20 protein-coding genes are annotated in these 18,185 nt (G+C 68.1%); 9 read left to right on the plus strand and 11 right to left on the minus strand.

The genetic code is table 11. The features are described from left to right. Positions 1–5 precede the first annotated feature (5 nt). From K254_RS0107270 to K254_RS0107280, 3 genes are read right to left on the minus strand one after another with little or no spacing between them, the layout of a single operon-like run. On the minus strand, positions 6–812 hold the full coding sequence (locus K254_RS0107270) for a TrmH family RNA methyltransferase (RefSeq protein WP_026554800.1): 807 nt from the start codon (positions 810–812) through the stop codon (positions 6–8). Beyond that, on the minus strand, positions 809–1,597 hold the full coding sequence (locus tag K254_RS0107275) for a sulfite exporter TauE/SafE family protein (RefSeq protein ID WP_026554801.1): 789 nt from the start codon (positions 1,595–1,597) through the stop codon (positions 809–811). Before K254_RS0107275 ends, K254_RS0107270 begins: the two co-directional genes overlap by 4 nt. 17 nt (positions 1,598–1,614) lie before the next feature. Then, positions 1,615–2,400 carry an ABC transporter ATP-binding protein gene (locus K254_RS0107280; RefSeq protein ID WP_026554802.1) on the minus strand — a complete coding sequence of 262 codons (786 nt, stop codon included), beginning with the start codon at positions 2,398–2,400 and terminating at the stop codon, positions 1,615–1,617. Positions 2,401–2,499: 99 nt separating this feature from the next. Between K254_RS0107280 and serB the strand changes: the two genes are divergently transcribed. Beyond that, positions 2,500–3,414, plus strand: a complete 915-nt coding sequence (gene serB, locus K254_RS0107285) for a phosphoserine phosphatase SerB (RefSeq protein WP_026554803.1) — start codon at positions 2,500–2,502, stop codon at positions 3,412–3,414. A gap of 83 nt (positions 3,415–3,497) precedes the next feature. Here serB and K254_RS0107290 read toward each other — a convergent pair whose 3' ends face one another. Both K254_RS0107290 and K254_RS0107295 read right to left on the minus strand, forming a co-directional pair. Further along, positions 3,498–4,241, minus strand: coding sequence for an SDR family oxidoreductase (locus K254_RS0107290; RefSeq protein ID WP_026554804.1), 744 nt, complete (start codon positions 4,239–4,241; stop codon positions 3,498–3,500). Between the two features lie 78 nt (positions 4,242–4,319). Further along, positions 4,320–5,054: a beta-ketoacyl-ACP reductase gene (locus K254_RS0107295; RefSeq protein ID WP_026554805.1), complete on the minus strand. Its 735-nt coding sequence runs from the start codon at positions 5,052–5,054 to the stop codon at positions 4,320–4,322. 170 nt (positions 5,055–5,224) lie between these two features. On the opposite strand from K254_RS0107295, the gene K254_RS0107300 reads away from it, so the two are divergent. The 3 genes from K254_RS0107300 to K254_RS0107310 are packed head-to-tail and all read left to right on the plus strand — an operon-like array spanning position 5,225 to position 6,816. Further along, a complete protein-coding gene (locus K254_RS0107300; RefSeq protein WP_051388955.1) occupies positions 5,225–5,650 on the plus strand; it encodes a DUF3099 domain-containing protein in 426 nt (141 codons plus the stop codon). After that, the gene (locus tag K254_RS0107305) at positions 5,651–5,929 is read left to right on the plus strand and encodes a hypothetical protein (protein ID WP_026554807.1); all 279 of its coding nucleotides are present in this window, start codon (positions 5,651–5,653) and stop codon (positions 5,927–5,929) included. Continuing rightward, positions 5,929–6,816, plus strand: coding sequence for an SURF1 family cytochrome oxidase biogenesis protein (locus K254_RS0107310; protein ID WP_035749097.1), 888 nt, complete (start codon positions 5,929–5,931; stop codon positions 6,814–6,816). The genes K254_RS0107305 and K254_RS0107310 overlap by 1 nt, the downstream gene beginning before the upstream one ends. Here K254_RS0107310 and K254_RS0107315 read toward each other — a convergent pair. Continuing rightward, on the minus strand, positions 6,813–7,511 hold the full coding sequence (locus K254_RS0107315; RefSeq protein WP_026554809.1) for an alpha/beta fold hydrolase: 699 nt from the start codon (positions 7,509–7,511) through the stop codon (positions 6,813–6,815). The two genes, K254_RS0107310 and K254_RS0107315, sit on opposite strands and share 4 nt — an antisense overlap. Before the next feature lie 71 nt (positions 7,512–7,582). On the opposite strand from K254_RS0107315, the gene K254_RS0107320 reads away from it, so the two are divergent. Beyond that, positions 7,583–8,074: a YbaK/EbsC family protein gene (locus K254_RS0107320; protein WP_026554810.1), complete on the plus strand. Its 492-nt coding sequence runs from the start codon at positions 7,583–7,585 to the stop codon at positions 8,072–8,074. A gap of 8 nt (positions 8,075–8,082) precedes the next feature. On the opposite strand, the gene K254_RS25280 is transcribed toward K254_RS0107320, so the two are convergent. Next, on the minus strand, positions 8,083–9,933 hold the full coding sequence (locus tag K254_RS25280; protein WP_081709951.1) for an HNH endonuclease: 1,851 nt from the start codon (positions 9,931–9,933) through the stop codon (positions 8,083–8,085). 311 nt (positions 9,934–10,244) lie between these two features. Beyond that, a complete protein-coding gene (locus tag K254_RS0107330; RefSeq protein ID WP_026554811.1) occupies positions 10,245–11,843 on the minus strand; it encodes an ABC-F family ATP-binding cassette domain-containing protein in 1,599 nt (532 codons plus the stop codon). A gap of 185 nt (positions 11,844–12,028) precedes the next feature. On the opposite strand from K254_RS0107330, the gene K254_RS0107335 reads away from it, so the two are divergent. From K254_RS0107335 to K254_RS0107345, 3 genes are read left to right on the plus strand one after another with little or no spacing between them, the layout of a single operon-like run. Further along, entirely contained in the window at positions 12,029–12,685 is a 657-nt protein-coding gene (locus tag K254_RS0107335) for a biotin transporter BioY (protein WP_081709952.1), read from the plus strand. Further along, entirely contained in the window at positions 12,682–13,377 is a 696-nt protein-coding gene (locus tag K254_RS0107340; protein ID WP_026554813.1) for an energy-coupling factor ABC transporter ATP-binding protein, read from the plus strand. Before K254_RS0107335 ends, K254_RS0107340 begins: the two co-directional genes overlap by 4 nt. After that, the gene (locus K254_RS0107345; protein WP_026554814.1) at positions 13,377–14,000 is read left to right on the plus strand and encodes an energy-coupling factor transporter transmembrane component T family protein; all 624 of its coding nucleotides are present in this window, start codon (positions 13,377–13,379) and stop codon (positions 13,998–14,000) included. The genes K254_RS0107340 and K254_RS0107345 overlap by 1 nt, the downstream gene beginning before the upstream one ends. Here K254_RS0107345 and K254_RS0107350 read toward each other — a convergent pair. Then, entirely contained in the window at positions 13,997–15,223 is a 1,227-nt protein-coding gene (locus K254_RS0107350; RefSeq protein ID WP_231391778.1) for a thiolase family protein, read from the minus strand. The genes K254_RS0107345 and K254_RS0107350 overlap by 4 nt on opposite strands. Next, positions 15,204–16,658 (minus strand): class I adenylate-forming enzyme family protein, encoded by a 1,455-nt coding sequence (locus K254_RS0107355; RefSeq protein WP_026554816.1) that lies wholly within the window; start codon positions 16,656–16,658, stop codon positions 15,204–15,206. The genes K254_RS0107350 and K254_RS0107355 overlap by 20 nt, the downstream gene beginning before the upstream one ends. 80 nt (positions 16,659–16,738) lie before the next feature. Here K254_RS0107355 and ypfJ point away from each other — a divergent pair, with 80 nt between their 5' ends. Beyond that, positions 16,739–17,635: a KPN_02809 family neutral zinc metallopeptidase gene (gene ypfJ / locus K254_RS0107360; protein WP_026554817.1), complete on the plus strand. Its 897-nt coding sequence runs from the start codon at positions 16,739–16,741 to the stop codon at positions 17,633–17,635. A 180-nt stretch (positions 17,636–17,815) separates the two neighbouring features. Here ypfJ and K254_RS0107365 read toward each other — a convergent pair whose 3' ends face one another. Beyond that, positions 17,816–18,169, minus strand: coding sequence for a metal-sulfur cluster assembly factor (locus K254_RS0107365; protein WP_051388956.1), 354 nt, complete (start codon positions 18,167–18,169; stop codon positions 17,816–17,818). Between the last annotated feature and the right edge of the window lie 16 nt (positions 18,170–18,185).

Genomic DNA, 18,185 nt, shown 5'->3' on the forward strand with positions numbered 1-18,185 from the left:
GGAGCCTACTCCGGGGCGCGGCAGGCCCAGAACGCGACGGCGCTGGCGGCCGCCACATTGAGCGAGTCGACGCCGCGGCGCATGGGGATCTTCACCGTGCAGCGGGCGGCCTGAAGCGTCGCATCGCTCAGCCCCTCCCCCTCGGTGCCCAGGATCAGCGCCAGCTTGTCATCCTTGCGGGCGGCCAGCCCATCGATGGTGAGCGAGTCATCCGTCAGGGCCAGTGCCGCCGTGGTGAAGCCGGCCGCGTGGAGCAGCTCCATGTCCGCCGGCCAGTCCTCCAGCCGCGCCCAGGGGATCTGGAACACGGTGCCCATGCTGACGCGGATGCTGCGGCGGTACAGCGGGTCCCCGCAGCGCGGGGTGACCAGCACGGCGTCGACGTCCAATGCGGCGGCAGAGCGGAAGATGGCACCCAGATTGGTGTGGTCGACAATGTCCTCCAGCACGGCGATACGCCGGGCGCCGGCCAGCAGCTCCGCCACGGGGACGGGCTCCGGGCGGTGCATGGCGGCCATGGCGCCGCGGTGCAGGTGGAAGCCGGTGATCTCTTCCAGGATGCCGGGACTGCCCACAAAGGCGGGCACGTCGGGGTAATCTGCCAGCACATCTGCCAGATCGTCCAGCCATTTGGCGGCCAGGAAGAAGGAGCGCGGCCGGTGGCCGGCCTCCAGAGCCCGGCGGAGCACCCGCGAGCTTTCGGCGATGTAGAGGCCCTCGGCGGGCTCACGGACCCGGCGGAGCTGGACGTCTGTCAGCTGGGTGTAGTCGGCCACCCGGGGGTCGGCGGCATCCGTCAGTTCGATGATCACGCTGCGGCCACCAATTTCGCCACCATGAAGTACAGGGCCACCAAGCCGAGGAGGACGATCACCGTACGCAGCACCACCGGAGAGAGGCGCCGGCCGATCTTCGAGCCAACCACTCCGCCCACCAGTGAACTGACGGCGATGAGGCCCACCACGGCCCAGATGATCTTGTCGCCGGCGAAGAGCAGATAGGACACCGCCGCCACACAGTTGACGGCCAGCGAGAGCACGTTCTTGACGGCATTGGCGTTCTGCAGAGTTCCGGACATGAAGATGCCCAGGATGCCCACCAGCAGGATGCCCTGGGCTGCCACAAAGTAGCCGCCGTAGACGCCGGCCAGGAACACCAGCAGCACCATCACGATGTTGTGCGAGGGGTGCGGGACGCCGTCGTTCGCCGCGGCCCGGGCCTTGAGGGCCCGCTGCAGCCGCGGCTGCAGGACGACCATCAGCAGGGCCAGCACAATCAGCACCGGCGCCACCTGGCCGAAGACCTTCTCGGGCAGGTGGAGCAGCAGCCAGGCGCCGGTGATGCCGCCAAGCACGGACGCCGGCAGCAGACGCACCAGATTGGCACGCATGCCCACCAGCTCGCGCCGGTAGCCCCAGACGCCCGACACGCCGCCGGCGATCAGACCCATGGCATTGGAGATGGTGGCCATCACTGGGGCGTAGCCCAGCGCGATCAGGATGGGGAAGGTGACAAGCGTCCCCGACCCCACCACAGAGTTGATGGTGCCGGCCCAGAGCCCGCCCAGGAGAATGAAAACGGCGTGCAACGGCTCCATGGCGTCGGCGCTCCGGACTAGTGCCGGGCTGTGGCGGTGAAGCGGCCCGCGTTGGTGCTCACGGACAGCGGCAGGCCGAAGGTGGCGCTGAGGTGTTCCTCGGTGAGGACCTCCTCCACCGGGCCCTTGGCGACGACGGCACCGTCGCGCAGCAGGAGGGCGTGGGTGAATCCCGGAGGGACCTCTTCGAGGTGGTGGGTGACGAGCACCATGGCGGGGGCGTCCTCGTCCTGGGCCAGCTCGCTCAGGCGGCGGACCAGGTCCTCGCGGCCGCCCAGATCCAGGCCGGCGCCGGGCTCATCGAGCAGCAGCAGCTCCGGGTCGCTCATCAGGGCGCGGGCAATCTGGACGCGCTTGCGCTCCCCCTCGCTGAGCGAGGCAAAGGAACGGTTCATGAAAGTGGACATGCCCCAGTCCTCAAGCAGATTGAAGGCACGGCGCTCGTCGGCGCGGTCGTAGGCCTCGCGCCAGCGGCCGGTGAAGCCATAGGCGGCGGTGACCACCACGTTGAGCACTTTCTCGTGCTCGGGGATCTGGTTGGCCAGGGATGCGGAGGCCAGGCCGATGCGGGGGCGCAGTTCAAAGACGTCAACGGCGCCCATGACCTCGTCCAGGATGCCTGCCACGCCGCGTGTGGGGTGCATCCGGGCGCCGGCAATCTGCAGCAGAGTGGTCTTTCCGGCACCGTTGGGGCCAAGAACCACCCAACGCTCGCCTTCCTTGACTTCCCAGTCGACGGAATCCAACAGGGTCTTTGTGCCGCGGACTACGCTGACGCCGGCCAAGCCAAGAACTTCACTCATAGACAAAGACACTAGGGCACGCGGGCGGGCTAATGCGAACTGTGGCGGCGGGCGGCGCCTGTGGGCCTGGACACGGTGCCGTTTGGCTAGAATGGGGCCATGCCTTCCACCTTTGCCGCGGTCAGCTATGGCCGCTCCCTGTCCCCGGAAATCCTTGAGCAGCTGCGCACCGTGCTCGCCGACGGCGGAGCCCGCGTGCTCTCCGAACACCGGCGGCAGGATCCTGCCTTTGAGGCCTACGTGATGGACGTGGAGCTCGACGGCGATGCCGCCTCAACTGGTGCCGGCGACGACACTGCGCTGGGCCGGGTGCGGGCCGCCCTGGCCGCCGCCGCCGTCGACGGCGTGGACACGGCAGTGGTGCCGGCCCCCCTGCGCGGCGCCGAGCGGAAGCTCATCATCATGGATGTTGACTCCACACTGATCCAGCAGGAGGTCATCGAGCTGCTGGCAGCCCATGCCGGCACCGAGGCCCTGGTGGCCGAGGTGACCGCCGCGGCCATGCGGGGTGAACTGGACTTCGCCCAGAGCCTGCACTCCCGCGTGGCCACGCTGGCCGGCCTGCCCGAAAGCGTACTGGCCGAGGTCGGTGCCAAGGTGAAGCTCTCCCTCGGGGCCGAGCGCCTCGTGCGCGAAGCCAAGGCCGCGGGCCACGTCGTCGCCGCCGTCTCGGGCGGGTTCAGCCAGATCCTGGCACCTCTCGCCGCCGAGCTGCAGCTGGATTTTGCGCTGGCCAACGATCTGGAGATCGTCGACGGCGTGCTCACCGGCAAGGTGGTCGGCGACGTCGTCGACCGCGCCGCCAAGGCCACGGCGCTGCGCCGCTGGGCCGGCGAGTCCGGCATCGATCTGGCCCACACGATCGCCATCGGCGACGGCGCCAACGATCTGGACATGATGGCCGTGGCCGCCCTGGGCGTGGCGTTCAACGCCAAGCCCGCCGTGCGCGCCGCCGCCGATGCGCAGATCAACCTGCCGCAGCTCGATGTGGCGCTGGCCCTGGCCGGCATCTAACCTGCATCGAACAAAAGACAGGAAGGGCCCGTCCACCGGACGGGCCCTTCCTGTTCATTGCAGGAATACTGCTGCGCAGGTGGCTAGCTCTTGAACGTCTCTGCGCCGCCCACGTACTCGGTGTGGCCGCTCTCGACGTCGGCGGTGGCCATGGCGGCCACCTCGGCGCCGAACTCCACCACGGAGTACAGCTTGCCGGCCTCGGCGCGGCGGGCCTCGATGGCGCCCGGGTTGGCGCGGTCCAGCAGGGTCGCCGTAACGGTGCCCTCGATCATGTCACCGGAGACGACAACCAGCTTGATGCCGTGGTCGGCCAGGTTCGGGATGAGCGCACGCAGCGCGTCCTCGCCGGCACGCTTGCTCTTGGCCACGGGCAGGTACTCCGCCATGGTCTCCGCCGTGTCGACGAAGTGGGCCTGGTGGCTGGTGACGAACACCACGCGCGAGCCCTCGGGCATCAGCGGCAGTGCGGAGTTGAGCATGTTGACCTGCGCGTCGCGGTTGAGCTTGAGCGCGTAGTCCTCCTCCATGCCGGACTCCATGCCGCCGGAAGCGTTGAGCACCAGCACGTCGAGGGAACCGAAATTCTCCATCGCGGCGCTGACCAGCGACTGCACACCCTCCTGGGTGGTCAGATCGGCGCCCACGGCCACGGCGCGGCCGCCGGCGGCCTCGATCTCGGCCACCACCTTGTTGGCGCGCGGCGCCTTCTGGCGGTAGTTGACGACGATGGCAGCGCCCTCGGCGGCCAGGTTCTTGGCCACCTCCGCGCCGATGCCGCGGGAGGACCCCGTCACAATTGCTGTCTTGCCTTCAAGCTGACCCATTACATACCTCCATGGTGTCGGTTCTACTTACGGTTCAAGGACGGGCCGCCCAGCGGGCGGCCCGGATGCTGCTGGGAACTAGTGGCCCATGCCCAATCCGCCATCCACGGGGATGACGGCGCCGGAGATGTAGCCGGCCTCGTCGCTGGAGATCCAGCGGACCACCTTGGCCACTTCATCGGCCGAGCCAAAGCGGGCGGCAGGCACGGAAGCCAGGTACTGCTTCTGCGTCTCCGCGGGGAGCTCGGCAGTCATGTCGGTGGTGATGAACCCCGGGGCCACCACATTGGCGGTGATGCCGCGGGAGCCCAGCTCACGGGTCAGCGAGCGGGCGATGCCCACCATGCCGGCCTTGGAGGCGGAGTAGTTGACCTGCCCGGGGGCGCCGTAAAGGCCCGAGACCGAGGAGATCAAGACGACGCGGCCCTTGCGCAGGCGGATCATGCCCTTGGACGCGCGTTTGATGACGCGGAACGCGCCGGTGAGGTTGGTGTCGATCACCGAGGTGAAATCGTCTTCGCTCATGCGCATCAGCAGCGTGTCCTTGGTGATGCCGGCGTTGGCCACCAGAACCTCCACGGGACCGTGTGCGGCTTCAACCGCGGTGAACGCGGCGTCGACAGATGCCTGGTCGGTGACGTCGGCCTGGACGCCCAGAACGCCGTCGGGCAGTTCCGACTCGCTGCGGTAGGTGACAGCAACCTTGTCGCCGTTGGCTAGGAAGGCCTTTGCAATGGCCAAACCGATCCCGCGGTTTCCGCCCGTGATCAGGACGCTGCGTCCGGTGGACGGCGCAGGTGTTGCTTCACTCATAAGTTCCTCAATTGCTTTCTGTCCGTGACACCGCTGCTTAAAGCGGGGGATATCACGGCTCAAGGGAGATATCTCGGTTTGAATCCTACGGTGTAGCGGCGCGCGGCACACAGTTTGCTTTTGGAGCTTCCCTCCTCCAGTGGGAGAATGGGAGGGTCCTTTGGAGCGTGATGAAACACAATATTGCACCGCAGCCAACCGGCCCGGCCGGCGATGCGCCGCACGATGCTGGGTCCTCTCACGCGCCCGTGGCGGATGTCCACAACATCACCGATGCCCGCACCGGGCACAGTGACGAGATGCGTTCGCGGATGATCAAATACGCCACGGCCATGGGCATCCGCATGGTCTGCCTGGTGCTGATCTTCGTCTTTGACGGCTGGTTCAAACTGATCCCCGTGGTCGGGGCCGTGCTGCTGCCATGGATAGCCGTGGTCATCGCCAATGGTGGCAGCGACACAGTACAGATGCACTCGACGGCGCTGCTGGATGAGGCTCCGCTGGCGGAGTTGGAGGGATCGGACGACGGCGCTGCCGGGGACGACGAGGGCCCCGTGGTGCTGCAGGGCGAAATCATTGATGACGAGGAAGCGTAAGTGAATCTGATCGACATGCTCTCCGGGCAGGACGTCCCGGTCGAGACGGTGTGCTCGCGCAAAGGCTGCCGCACGGCGGCCACCACGGCATTGCTGTGGAACAACCCCAAGATCCACACGCCGGAGCGCCGCAAGACCTGGCTCGCCTGTGATGAACATGCTCAGTGGCTCGAGGACTACCTGCGCAGCCGCGACCTGTGGCGTGAAACCCGGCCGCTGTCCGAGGCTGCCAGCGCTGACGACGGCGCCGTTGCCGGCAATGTGCGGGACGCCCTCTGATGGCCCGCTACAAGTTCCTATTGACCAGCAAATGGCTGGGCTACTTTGTGCTCGCTTGCTTCTTCGCCGCCGTGTGCGCCTCGCTGGGCCTGTGGCAGATGGACCGCCGCACGGCCGTCGTGGCCAACATCAACACCATCACCACCAACTACTCCGCCGCGCCCGTGGACTTTGCCGTGGCCAAGGATCAGTTTGAGTCCCTGGATTCTTCACGCGAGTGGAGCCAGGTGACGCTGCACGGCAGCTACGACCTCGCCGGCCAGCGCATTGTCCGCAACCGCCCGCTCAATGGCCAACCCGGCTATGAGGTGGTGGTTCCTTTCCGCCTGGACAGCGGCGAAACCGTCATCGTGGACCGCGGCTGGCTGCCCATCGGCAACAAAGAGGCCGGCTACCCGGATTCCATCCCGGAGCCCGTCCCGGGCCCCGTCACCGCCGTCGTCCGGCTCAAGCCCGCCGAGCCGAAGCTGCAGCGCGGCGCCCCCGAGGGGCAGTTGGCCTCGATTGACCTGGCCAGCTATGCGCAGACTCTCCCCTACCCGGTGCTGACGGGCGCCTATGGACAGCTGGCCTCGGAGTCCCCCTCGGCGGCCACAACGCCCGTCGCATTCCCCATGCCTTCCGTGGATGAGGGCTCGCACCTAAGCTACTCGATGCAGTGGTTCTGCTTTGGGCTGCTGATCTTTGTCGGCTTTGGCTACGCAGCCCGCCAGCAGGCCCTCAACGATGCGTTCGCCGCCGAGGAGGCTGCCAACGGCATCGATCCCGAGGAATTGCTGGGCCGCGGCTCGGCGTTCGTGGCCAAGCGGCCCAAGACCCGCAAGGCCGGTGCAAAACCGACCGCCGAGGAAGAAGAGGACGCACTCCTGGACGCCCAGGGCTTCTAGCGGTCCACGGCGGCCAGAATGGCCTCTCCCAGCTCCGCCGCGCGGGTAAACTGCGGCCAGTGCCCGGTGGGCAGGTCGATGTACTCCACGTCCTTGATCCGTCCCAGTTCCGCCACATAGGGGTGGCCGTCGGCGATCATCTTGGTGAGCATGGCGGAGGGGAATTCGCAGGCAATCACGGTGGCCGGAACGTCGTAGCGCCGTTCATCGTGCAGGTGCTGCTGGTCCTGGGCCACGGCGCGCGGCTGCGGAATGGCCCGGGCCCGGAACACCGCCTTGAGGTCGTCGTCGAGATCCACCAGGTCCTCATCGTCGAAGACTTCCCATGCCGGGAGGGGGATCTCGTCGCCCTCCACCGGCAGCTCATCGTTGATCACGCCGCCTTCGCCGAGGGGCCCGCTGTCCACGTAGACGGCGCGGAGCACCCGGTCCGGGCGTGCGTCAACAACACCGTGGATGATGGCGCCACCGCCGGAATGCCCCACGAGAACCACCTTCCCCTCAAGGGAGTCGACGACGGCCGTGACGGCATCGATGTGGTCCTTCAGCCCAATGCCGGCCCTCGGAGCATCGACGGACTCAAGGCCCGGCAGCGTGAGAGGGTGGAGCCGGTGGCCGGCGGCAGCCAGCGGCGGTGCCACCTCCGACCACGAGGACGCATCCAACCAAAAACCGGGAACCAGAATAATATCCATGGCGGTAGCCTACGACGTGGCTGCGACAAGGGGACCGATGGGGGCAGGCGCCCGGCGGCTAAAATGGCTCCATGACCCACGAGCCCTCCGCCACCCTTGACCCTGCAGCCGTAAACGCCGTCCGCCAAGCACTGCTGGCCGCCGGCGCAGCGGACACTGTTGCCATCTTCGACGACAGCGTGCCAACGGCAGAGGCCGCGGCTGCCGCCCTGGGCTGTGAGGTGGGTGCCATTGCGAACAGCCTCGTCTTTGTCTGTGGTGGAGAGCCCTTGTTGATTCTGGCCAGCGGTGCCGCCCGGGTGGATGTACGGCTTACCGCACGGTTGAACGGGCTGCCGCCCATCAAGCGCGCCTCGCCGGACTTCGTTCTGGAACACACCGGCCAGGAGGTGGGCGGAGTGGCTCCGGTGGGGCATCCGCAGCCCATCAAGACACTGCTGGATCAGAGCCTCGCGGAATATCCGATCCTGTGGGCGGGCGCCGGGCACCACAGCGCCATGTTCTCCATCAACTATGGCGAACTGGCCCGCATTTCCGGAGCCACCCCGACGCAGGTGCGCTGACGCTGCCATCACTGTCTGGCGCTGTCTTCACTGCCGGACGCCGGGCTGGCACGCGCACTGGGACCAGGCCTTCTTGTGGACCCAGCACTCATCATGGCGCCGGGTGGCCGGCTCTGCAGGCCAGGCCCATGGCGGGCAGCCCAATCATTGACGTAGTGCCGTCGAAGTGGCCGGCCTGCCGCACGCCCCGTCGTGGCCAGAAGCCATGATCCCGCTGATATGGCGTCGACAGCATCGGTGGTTGCTGTTGGGCCCTTTGGTGATTCCTCCGCAATGGCGGCTTCGGCCGGCAAACGGACTGTCAGAGCCCGTGCGTGCTCCCGCGGCATCGGATATGCCACATCCGTTTCCGCGCGCAGGCCTCCGTCTAATGCGGCATCTCCATCCGAGGTGCCGGGCAGTGGCGGTGCCATGCCCAGGTAGACGTGGCCCGTCGGCGTGGTTGTCTCAACCGTGTGCCGCAGACCGGACACGGTCTCGGACGACCAACCGGCAAGTTCCTTGGTCTGGTTGCAGCGTTCGCACAGGCCCTGCGCATTGGCGGCACTCGTTGGCCCACCTGAGGCCCACGATTTCACATGGTCGGCGTGCCTGATGGGCGCGCCGCACCACGGTGTTCGGCAGACCTGGTCCCGGGCGCGGACGAGCCGCTGCAGGGACTCGGGGAACAACCGTGAACGCGCCTCCATGCCAACGAGTTCACCCGTGCCGGGGTACGTAAAGAGCCGCCGGATCCGAACGCGGTCCTTTGCTTCCAGCCCGTGTTGGTCGGACGTTGCGAGGGCGCGGGCATCGGGGGCTGGGATCACCCCGTAGCCCGGAAGGTAGGCGGGCTCCGCGCCATTGTCGAAGAGCGCACGATCCGTCATAACCAGTTGGATCTCGACAGATGCATTGCGTGCATCCACCGCTCCGGTGAGTCGTTCAATCATGGCATCTGCCATGATTTGGCCCCGGCTTCTGGAATCCCCCCGGGCTCGCAGCAGCGTGGCCTCGCTGTCAAGCGCCGCCAGCGCAGAAACCCCGCCCTTCAGTGTCAGCAGCCCCGAGAGGAAGACCATGCCGCCGGGTGCCGGTCGGCAGGTGACGTTGCGTTCCGTCTCGGAGCGTTCGCGGAGCTTTACGAAGGCGGCGGCGTCCAATCTGTAGGCGGCCTGCTTTGCACGGGCCACGATGGCCTTGTCGTTCAAGGCTTCGAGGGATTCCAGGTTGCCGGCAAGGTCCTCGTCGACAGCCATCCTGTCTTCCAACGACAGGCACGCCGTCTCGCGCACCAGCAAGGTGGCCCGCCATTCGGAAATTCTGCCCCGCTGAAGCGCGCGGAGAGTGTGCGGCATTTCCCGGACGAGTGCCTTGGCCAATCCGAGGTGCCGTGCGCCCTTGGCAGGTGGGTCCCGCCGGGCCAGAGCTATCTGTGCGCCCACCCCCTTGCCCATATCCTTCACGGGCACTCCGCGGGATTCCTGGTCTCGGCGCTGCAGGGCATCAAAGGCTGCAGCGAGGACCGCCTGCCGCCCGGCCGCGGCGCCCTTGAGCTCCTCCAGCGCGCGGATCTGGTCGATCAGCACTGAACTTGCCTGCGGAATGCGTGCGGCGGACCGCGCTGGCGAAGACAGTCCGTCGATTCCTCCGGCCAAGGCCAAGGGCGCGTCATTGGTTCCAGGGCAACCGGCAGGGTCCGCCAACTGCGAAGAACTCTTGGTGGCAGGCGCCATCGGTGCGGCCAGGGCGGCCACCCATGCGGCGACGTCCAAGGCCTCCGGCACCGGGCCCGCCGTCGTACGAGGGCCTGTCGATTCCGAGCCATCGGCGTGCAGGGCAAAGCGGCTGGCAACAGCTCCCGCATAACCGTCCACCATGGTCCCCGTCTCAATTGACGCTGAACTGACTGAATGCTCCGTCCACGGGTGTGAACGTCTAGTCGCTATTGTACACTTCCAGATTCTAGTATGCTAGACTGTACTCGAATATACCTTCTATAAAGTTGCCTCAAGGCCGGCCAATGTAGGGCCACGCCCGGCCCGCCTATCCCTCCACAGACGATCCCATTAGAACACTTGTCCCCCACGACCATCCTCCCCCCAACGCAAACTGCCCCGCAGTTGCTGCCGGCTTGAAAGCTCGGGAGCATTCAAGGGGGGCAGCAACTGCGGGGCAGCAGCCGGAAGTGCTAGGCCAGGGTGATCAGGTCCAGGTAGTCCTGGTTCCAGATGTCCTCGACGCCGTCCGGGAGCAGCACAACGCGCTCCGGGTCCAGCGCCTCGACGGCACCCTCATCGTGGCTGACCAGCACGACGGCGCCGCTGTAGTTCTTCAGCGCCTGCAGGATCTCGGCGCGGCTGGCCGGGTCCAGGTTGTTGGTGGGCTCATCGAGCAGCAGCACGTTGGCGGAGGAGGCTACGATCGTGGCCAGGGCCAGACGGGTCTTCTCACCACCGGAGAGCACGCCCGCGGGCTTGTTGACGTCGTCGCCCGAGAACAGGAACGAGCCCAGGATGTTGCGCACCTCGGCGTCGTTCATGTCACCGGCAGCGCTGCGCATGTTCTCCAGCACCGAACGGCTGGTGTCCAGCGTGTCGTGCTCCTGGGCGTAGTAGCCGATCTTCAGGCCGTGGCCCGGGATGACCTCGCCGGTGTCCGGCTTGTCCACGCCCGCCAGCATGCGCAGCAGCGTGGTCTTTCCGGCACCGTTGAGGCCCAGGATGACCACCTTGGAGCCGCGGTCGATGGCTAGATCAACGTCGGTGAAGATTTCCAGCGAGCCATAGGACTTGCTCAGGCCCTCGGCCATGAGCGGCGTCTTGCCACAGGGGGACGGCTCCGGGAAGCGCAGGGCTGCCACCTTGTCGCTGGCCCGCACCTCCGCCAGGCCCGCCATCAGGCGCTCGGCGCGCTTGGCCATGTTCTGCGCGGCGACGGCCTTGGAGGCCTTGGCGCGCATCTTGTTGGCCTGGTCCATCAGGACGCCGGCCTTCTTCTCGGCGTTGGCACGCTCGCGCTTGCGGGCACGCTCGTCCGTCTCGCGCTGCTCCAGGTACTTCTTCCAGCCCAGGTTGTACTGGTCGATTGTGGCCCGGTTGGCATCCAGGTGGTAGACCTTGTTGATCGTGGCCTCGAGCAGCTCGGTGTCGTGGCTGATCACGATCAGCCCGCCCTGGTGGCTCTTGAGGAAGTCGCGCAGCCAGGCCACGGAATCCGCGTCAAGGTGGTTGGTGGGCTCATCGAGCAGCATCGTCTCGGCACCGGAGAACAGGATGCGGGCCAGCTCCACACGGCGGCGCTGGCCACCGGAGAGGGTCTTCAGCGGCTGGTTCAGAATGCGCTCGGGCAGGGCCAGGTTGGAGGAGATCGCCGCCGCCTCGGCCTCGGCGGCGTAGCCACCGTTGCTCAGGAACTCGTGCTCCAGGCGGTCGTAGCGGCGCATCGCCTTGTCGCGGACGGATGCGTCCTCGCTGGCCATGTCCATCTCGGTGGCGCGCAGCTTCGTGATGACCACGTCCAGGTCGCGGGCGGAGAGGATGCGGTCGCGGGCCAGCTGCTCCATGTCGGGCGTGCGGGGGTCCTGCGGCAGGTAGCCGATTTCGCCACTGCGGCTGACCTTGCCGCCGGCGGGCAGGGTCTCGCCGGCCAAAACCTTGGTCAGCGTGGTCTTGCCGGCGCCGTTGCGGCCCACCAGCCCCACCTTGTCGCCCTTGTCGATCCGGAAGGACACTTCGTCCATGAGCAAACGCGCACCGGCGCGTAACTCAAGGTCTTGGACGATAATCAAGGTAGTAACCTTTCACAGAACGAATAAGAGGTGCAGCGGCCGCCTGGCGGAACCCGAGGGTTCCATCCTTGCAAAGCACAGCCTTTCCATTCTACCGAGCCGCGGAGCAAAGATGCTCCGTCTCCTCTTGATATGCGTCCGTTGTGGTTAAAACCATGCGCTGCGGGCCAAAAGAAAGCAGAACCATGACTGATCCGGCACTCAAGCCCTCCTCCGATTCCCTGCCGCAGGGTGAACCGGCCGCTGGGACGACGGCCTCCTCCGCGCCGTCCATTGCCGGCAGGCGCCGCTGGCGCTCCGGCGACCTGGCCCTGATTGCCGTCTTCGCGGCCCTGTTGGCCGCCTCGATCAGCATTCCGGGCATCCCCGTGGGCGGCCTGGGCGTCCCCATCACGCTGCAGACGCTCGTCGTCGCCCTGTGCGGCCTGGTGCTGGGCTTTGGCCGGGGCCTGGCCGCCGTCGGACTCTACATCCTGCTGGGCCTCGTTGGCCTGCCGATCTTCAGCGGCTTCCGCTCCGGCGTTGCCGTGCTGGCCAGCCCCTCCGCCGGCTACATCATCGGTTTCCTGGGCGGCGTGGCCGTCACGGGCGCCCTGGCCGCCATCGCAGTGCGGACCCGCCGCAAGTGGCTGGGCCTCTTCGGTGCCGCGATCGCGGGCATGGTGGTCATCCACGCCTTCGGCATCGCCGGACTGGCCCTGAAGGGCATGGGGCTCACCGCGGCCCTGGCGGCAGATGTCGTCTTCCTCCCGGGCGACATCCTCAAGAACGTGGTGGCAGTGTCCATCGCCCTGAGCCTGCACCGCGCGTTCCCCGATATTCTGGTGCGCCGCCGCAAGTGAGCCTGATTGAACTTGAGGCCGCCGGGGCCAGCGTGGAGCTGGCCGACGGCGGCCACCGCACCATTCTGTCCTCCACCACCCTGGCATTGTCCGAGCAGCGCATCGCCGTGATCGGCGCCAACGGGTCGGGCAAATCCACCCTGCTGCGCCTGCTCAACGGCCTGCTGCTGCCCGACTCTGGATCGGTGCGGATCAATGGTCTGGACACCCGGACCCATGGCAGTGCCGTGCGCCGCAGCGTGGGCTTTGTGTTCACTGATCCACTCTCGCAGTTGGTGATGCCCACGCCGGTGGAGGACATCGAACTTTCGCTGCGGCGCCTGAAACTGCCGGCGGCCCAGCGCCGTGCCGCGGCCCTCGCCGCGCTGGAGGGGTTTGGTCTGGCGAAGGTGGCCGAGAACAGCATCTACGAGCTCTCCGGTGGCGAGCGGCAGCTGGTGGCTCTGGCCGCCGTGCTCGCCGTGGATCCCGATGTGCTGGTGCTGGACGAGCCCTCTACCCTGCTGGACCTGCGCAACACGCGCCTGCTGCGGTCCACACTGGCTGCACTCCCCCAGCAGCTGGTGATCTCCACCCACGATCTGGACTTCGCGCTGGATTGCGATCGGGCGCTGGTGGTGGACAACGCTGCAGTGGTCTTCGACGGCGCCCCCGAGGATGCCGTGGCGCACTACCGGGCCATGGCGGCCTGATGCGCGGCCACGCCCACCTGATCGGCAACTACCATCCCGGCAGCTCCATCGTGCACCGCACGCCCCTGTGGCTGAAGGGGATCCTGCTGGCGCTCGTTGCCGTGGCCTGCTTCGGTTTCCCGACGGTTGGAGCGACGACGGCGGTGCTCGCCGTCGTCGTCGGGCTCCACTTTGCTGCCGGCCTGCCTGCCCGGCGGATCTGGCGGGCGGTGCGCATGATGGCACCGTTCCTGGTCCTGATTGCCGCCTTCCAGTGGTGGCAGAACGGGCCCGGAACGGCGTGGACTGTGGTGGCCGCGATCATTGCCACGGTCATCGCGTCCAACATCCTGACCTCCACCACCACCGTGGCGGCGCTGCTGGACGGCCTCTCCGCCGCCGTCCGCCCGCTGGCCCGCTTCGGTGCGGATCCTGAGCGCTTTGGGCTCACCGTGCAGCTGATGCTGCGCAGCATTCCGTTTGTGATCGGCGCCTTCGACGACGTGCGCGACGCGGCGCGGGCCCGCGGCCTGGAGCGGAACATCCGGGCCAGGACGCTTCCCGTGGTGATCGGCACGGTGGCCTACGCCCGGGCCACGGGCGACGCACTGGCCGCCCGCGGACTGGGCGACCCGGAGGACTAGGCCCGTTCCCAGCGGAACAGGGTGGAAATGCCCATGCCGCCGGCGATGCTGATCATCGCCAGGGCCAGGTCGCCGTCGACGTTCCGTGCCCGTGCCTGGGCAAAGAGCCGCACCACCGAGACGGCGCCGGACGCGCCGTAGGGGTGGCCCAGGGCCAAGGCTCCGCCCTGCCGGTTCAGCCGCTCCGGGTCGATGCCAAGCTCATCGGCCACGGCCAGCACCTGCGCGGCGAAGGCTTCGTTGAACTCCATCAACTCCACGCCATCCAGGAGAGAGGCCGCGCCAACCGGAGCCTGGGCGCCGAGGGCGGCCAGCACCGCCGGGCGCCCAAGCAGTGCCCGCGTCGAATGCGCCGCACCGGCGCCGGTCAACGTGGGTTCGTTGCCGTTCACGGTGCTGTCCACGAAGCGCAGCCAGCCCGTTGCCCCCAGCTCCCTGGCCCGGGCCTCGGTGGTCACCACGACTGCGGCCGCGCCGTCGCTGTACGGGCAGGAATTGCCGGCCGTGACGGTGCCGCCGGGCACAAAGGCTGCCGGGAAGCGAGCCAGCAGCGCCGCCGTGACGCTCGCCCGCGGCCCCTGGTCCGCCGCCAGCCCGGCCACCGGCACCAGCTCGGCGTCGAAGGCTCCTGCCGCCGCGGAGCGCAGGGCCAGCGTGTGGCTGCGCAGCGCAAAGGCGTCCTGCCGCCCACGCGTGATGCCGTAGTGCGCCGCCACGTTCTCTGCGGCGACGCCCATGTCCGGATCACCCAATTCATCGGGAGAGAACCGGGCACGGTCAAAGAAGTCCAGGCTGCCATCGGGGAGCCGGTGCGCCCGGGCCGGAGCGGTGCTGATGCTCTCGACTCCCCCGGCCAGGTACAGTTCCCCGGCACCGGATCCGACGAGGCGGGCCGCCAGATTGACGGCTTCCAGCCCCGAGCCGCACTGCCTGTCCACGCTCAACCCCGGAATGGCCGCGTCCAGCCCTGCAGTGAGGGCGGCCAGCCGGGCAATGTTGCCGCCGCCGCCCGTGGCGTTGCCCAGCACGACGTCGGCCGGGTGCAGGCCGCCGAGGCCGACAGTGCCGCCGGCGTCGGCCAGCAGGGTGCGCAGCACGGGTGCGGCGAGGTCCTGCGCGGGGACGCCCTTCAGGGCGCCGCCGGCCCGCCCGATCGGCGTGCGCCGGGCGGCAATGACCACGGCGTTGTCGGAAAATGTGCCGCTAGAAGATCCTGTGTGCACCCTCGTGCCCCTCCTCGATCCAGGCTTGGAGCATGGCCCGGCTGATCTTGCCGGCGGCCGTCAGGGGCAGCGCCTCGAGGCTGTAGTATCGCCCCGGCCGCTTGTGCGCCGGCAGCGCCGCCACAGCCGCGGCACGCAGGACAGCGGCATCCACTGCGGTGCCGGGCTCGGCGGCGACGGCGGCCACCAGCCGCTGCCCACGCACGGCATCGCGCACCCCGGTGGCGACCACACGGGCCACCCCGGGGCAGCGGGACAGCACGGCCTCCACCTCATGCGGGTAGATGTTGTGGCCGCTGCTGATGACCATGTCCGAGTCCCGGCCCAGCACATGGAGCGTGCCGGCGTCGTCCAGGAACCCCTTGTCCCGCACGGTGGACCAGCCGGCGGAACTGGTGAAGGCCCGGCCGTCGTCGCCCCAGAGGTAGCCGCTGCTGATGAGTGGGCTGCGGACGTGGATGGTCCCGGCCTCCCCCGGCCCCAGCACTGCGCCGTCGTCGCCGCGGATGGCAACTTCGACGCCGGGAAACGGCAGACCGACGGCGGCGCCCTGGGCCGGATCGGGCGCGGCACACGCAGCCGGGCCGCCGTCCTGAGGATTGCCGGCAACCGGCGTGCCGGCGGCGATGAAGCCCAGTTCCGAGGCCCCGTAGTACTGGTGCACTTGGGCCGCAGGCGCCCAGCGCCGCAGCAGGTCAACCGTCGCCGGGTCCAGTGCGGAGCCGGCGCAGATGATGCTGCGCAGGCCCGGTGCAGTGCTGCCGGCCGCGAGGGCGTGGGTGGCCATCAGGGCCGCCATGGTGGGGACCAGCACCAACCGCGTGACGCCGTGGTCGGCCACCGCCTGGACGGCCGCTGCCGCCGTCGGCTCGGCCAGGGTGCGGAACTCGCTGCCCGCGTACAGGCATTCCGCCATCGTATACAGGTTGAGGCTGAAGGCCAGCGGCCCCGGCGCCAGTGTGACGTCGTCGTCGGCCAGGCCAAAGTAGTCAATGCCCGCGTCGAAGGAGAGCCGCCAGGACGCACGGCTGCGGTGGAACCCCTTCGGCGTCGAGGTGGTGCCGGAGGTCAGGCCAATCAGGAATGATGATTCCGGCGGGCCGTCCACCAGCTGCACCCCCGGCTCCAGCGCCAGCGACGGGAGGTCGGCGGCGCCAAGCACGGCGATCCGGGCCAGCACGGCGCCGCGGACCGGCTCCGGCCAGGCCGGGTCGAGGACGGCAGCGGCCCGCAGCCCGGCGATGCCCGCAGTGAAGCGGGCCACGAGGTCCAGGGAGTTGGGCTGGCAGAGGGCCGACACGGGGCCGGTGCTCGGCAGGAGTGCACTGGCACGCTCCAGGAGCTCGGCGTAGCCAAGGCTGTCGCTGCCGACGGCGACGGCGGTCCGGGCGCCGCGGTCGCGGGCCCAGCGCTGCAGGGAGTTGAGGTATGGCATCGGCTCCATCCTAGGGCAGCGGCGCAATTGGCTGCCCATTTGAGGACCCGTTGGACGGCTGCGCGGACTATTGTGATGCCATGAGTTTCAACGACGGCGCCCAGCTGGATCCCTCACAGGCCGAGGACCGCCGTGGCGGCATGGGGACGGGCAAGAAGGTCGGCATCGGTCTGGGCGGCGGGCTGGTGCTGCTGATCGGGGCCCTGCTGGGCATCAACCCCAGCCTGCTCGAGGGGCTGACGGGTGCCGGCACGGGGCAGGAGCCGGCCGCCACCGGAACGCAGGGCATAGCCGCGTGCAAGACCGGCGCCCAGGCGAACGAGCGGCTGGACTGCCGAATCGTCGGCACGGCCAACTCGCTGAACGACTTCTGGCCGGCCTATCTGAAACCCTATGGCGTGGACTATACGGTGCCCACCACAGTGATCTTCTCCAATGGCACCAACACCGCCTGCGGACCGGCCACCACCGACGTCGGCCCGTTCTACTGCCCCGGCGATGGGAAGGCCTACTTCGATCCGGCGTTTTTCCAGGAACTGGAGACGCGCTTCGGCTCCTCCGGCGGCCCGCTGGCCCAGGAATACGTGGTGGCGCACGAGTTCGGGCACCACATCCAGGACCTGCTGGGGACCATCGGCCGCGCGCAGCAGGACCCGCAGGGTGCCGCCTCGGCCTCGGTCCGCACGGAACTGCAGGCAGACTGCTATGCGGGCATCTGGATCCGCTACGCCTCAAGCCAGCCGGACCCGGCCACGGGTCAGCCGTTCCTGGAGAAGATCACGCAAAAGGACCTCAACGACGCACTCTCCGCGGCGTCCTCCGTGGGCGATGACAGGATCCAACAGGCCGCCACCGGATCGACCAACCCCGAAACCTGGACCCACGGCTCCTCCGCCCAGCGGCAGAAATGGCTCTACACCGGCTACCAGACGGCCGATCTGCAATCCTGCGACACCTTCGCCGTCAAGACCCCGTAGTTTCGTGGCATAAACGCAAAGACGCCTAGTTTTTAGGGGGAGCCGGGAGCGGCTTCGGGCTTCCGCGACGGGCCCCCCGGCCATAGGGTCCCAGATCGAGCTTGCGAGATCCGGGTATGGCTGGGGACGGGCGGGCTCCCCCTAAAAACAGGCGTCTTGCAGTGTGTCGAAGGGCGTCGACTAGATGTTGAAGCCGAGGGCCCGCATCTGGTCACGGCCGTCGTCCGTGATCTTCTCCGGCCCCCACGGCGGCATCCAGATCCAGTTGATGCGCCATTCGTCCACGAGGGAACCAATCGCCTGCTCAACCTGCTCTTCGATGACATCCTGCAGCGGGCACGCCGCCGTCGTCAGGGTCATATCAAGCAGCAGGGCACCGTCTTCGGCGTAGCGCAGGCCGTACAGCAGGCCCAGGTCTACGACGTTGACGCCCAGCTCGGGGTCGATGACGTCCCGGAGCGCTTCCTCGATGTCTTCAAGGTTGGTCTGTGCAGCGCCAGGCTCCACGGACTCCGTCTGGCTGGTCTCGGTCATGATTCCTTCTCGGATT

The organism is Arthrobacter sp. 35W (genome assembly GCF_000482545.1).
Lineage (GTDB): Bacteria > Actinomycetota > Actinomycetes > Actinomycetales > Micrococcaceae > Specibacter.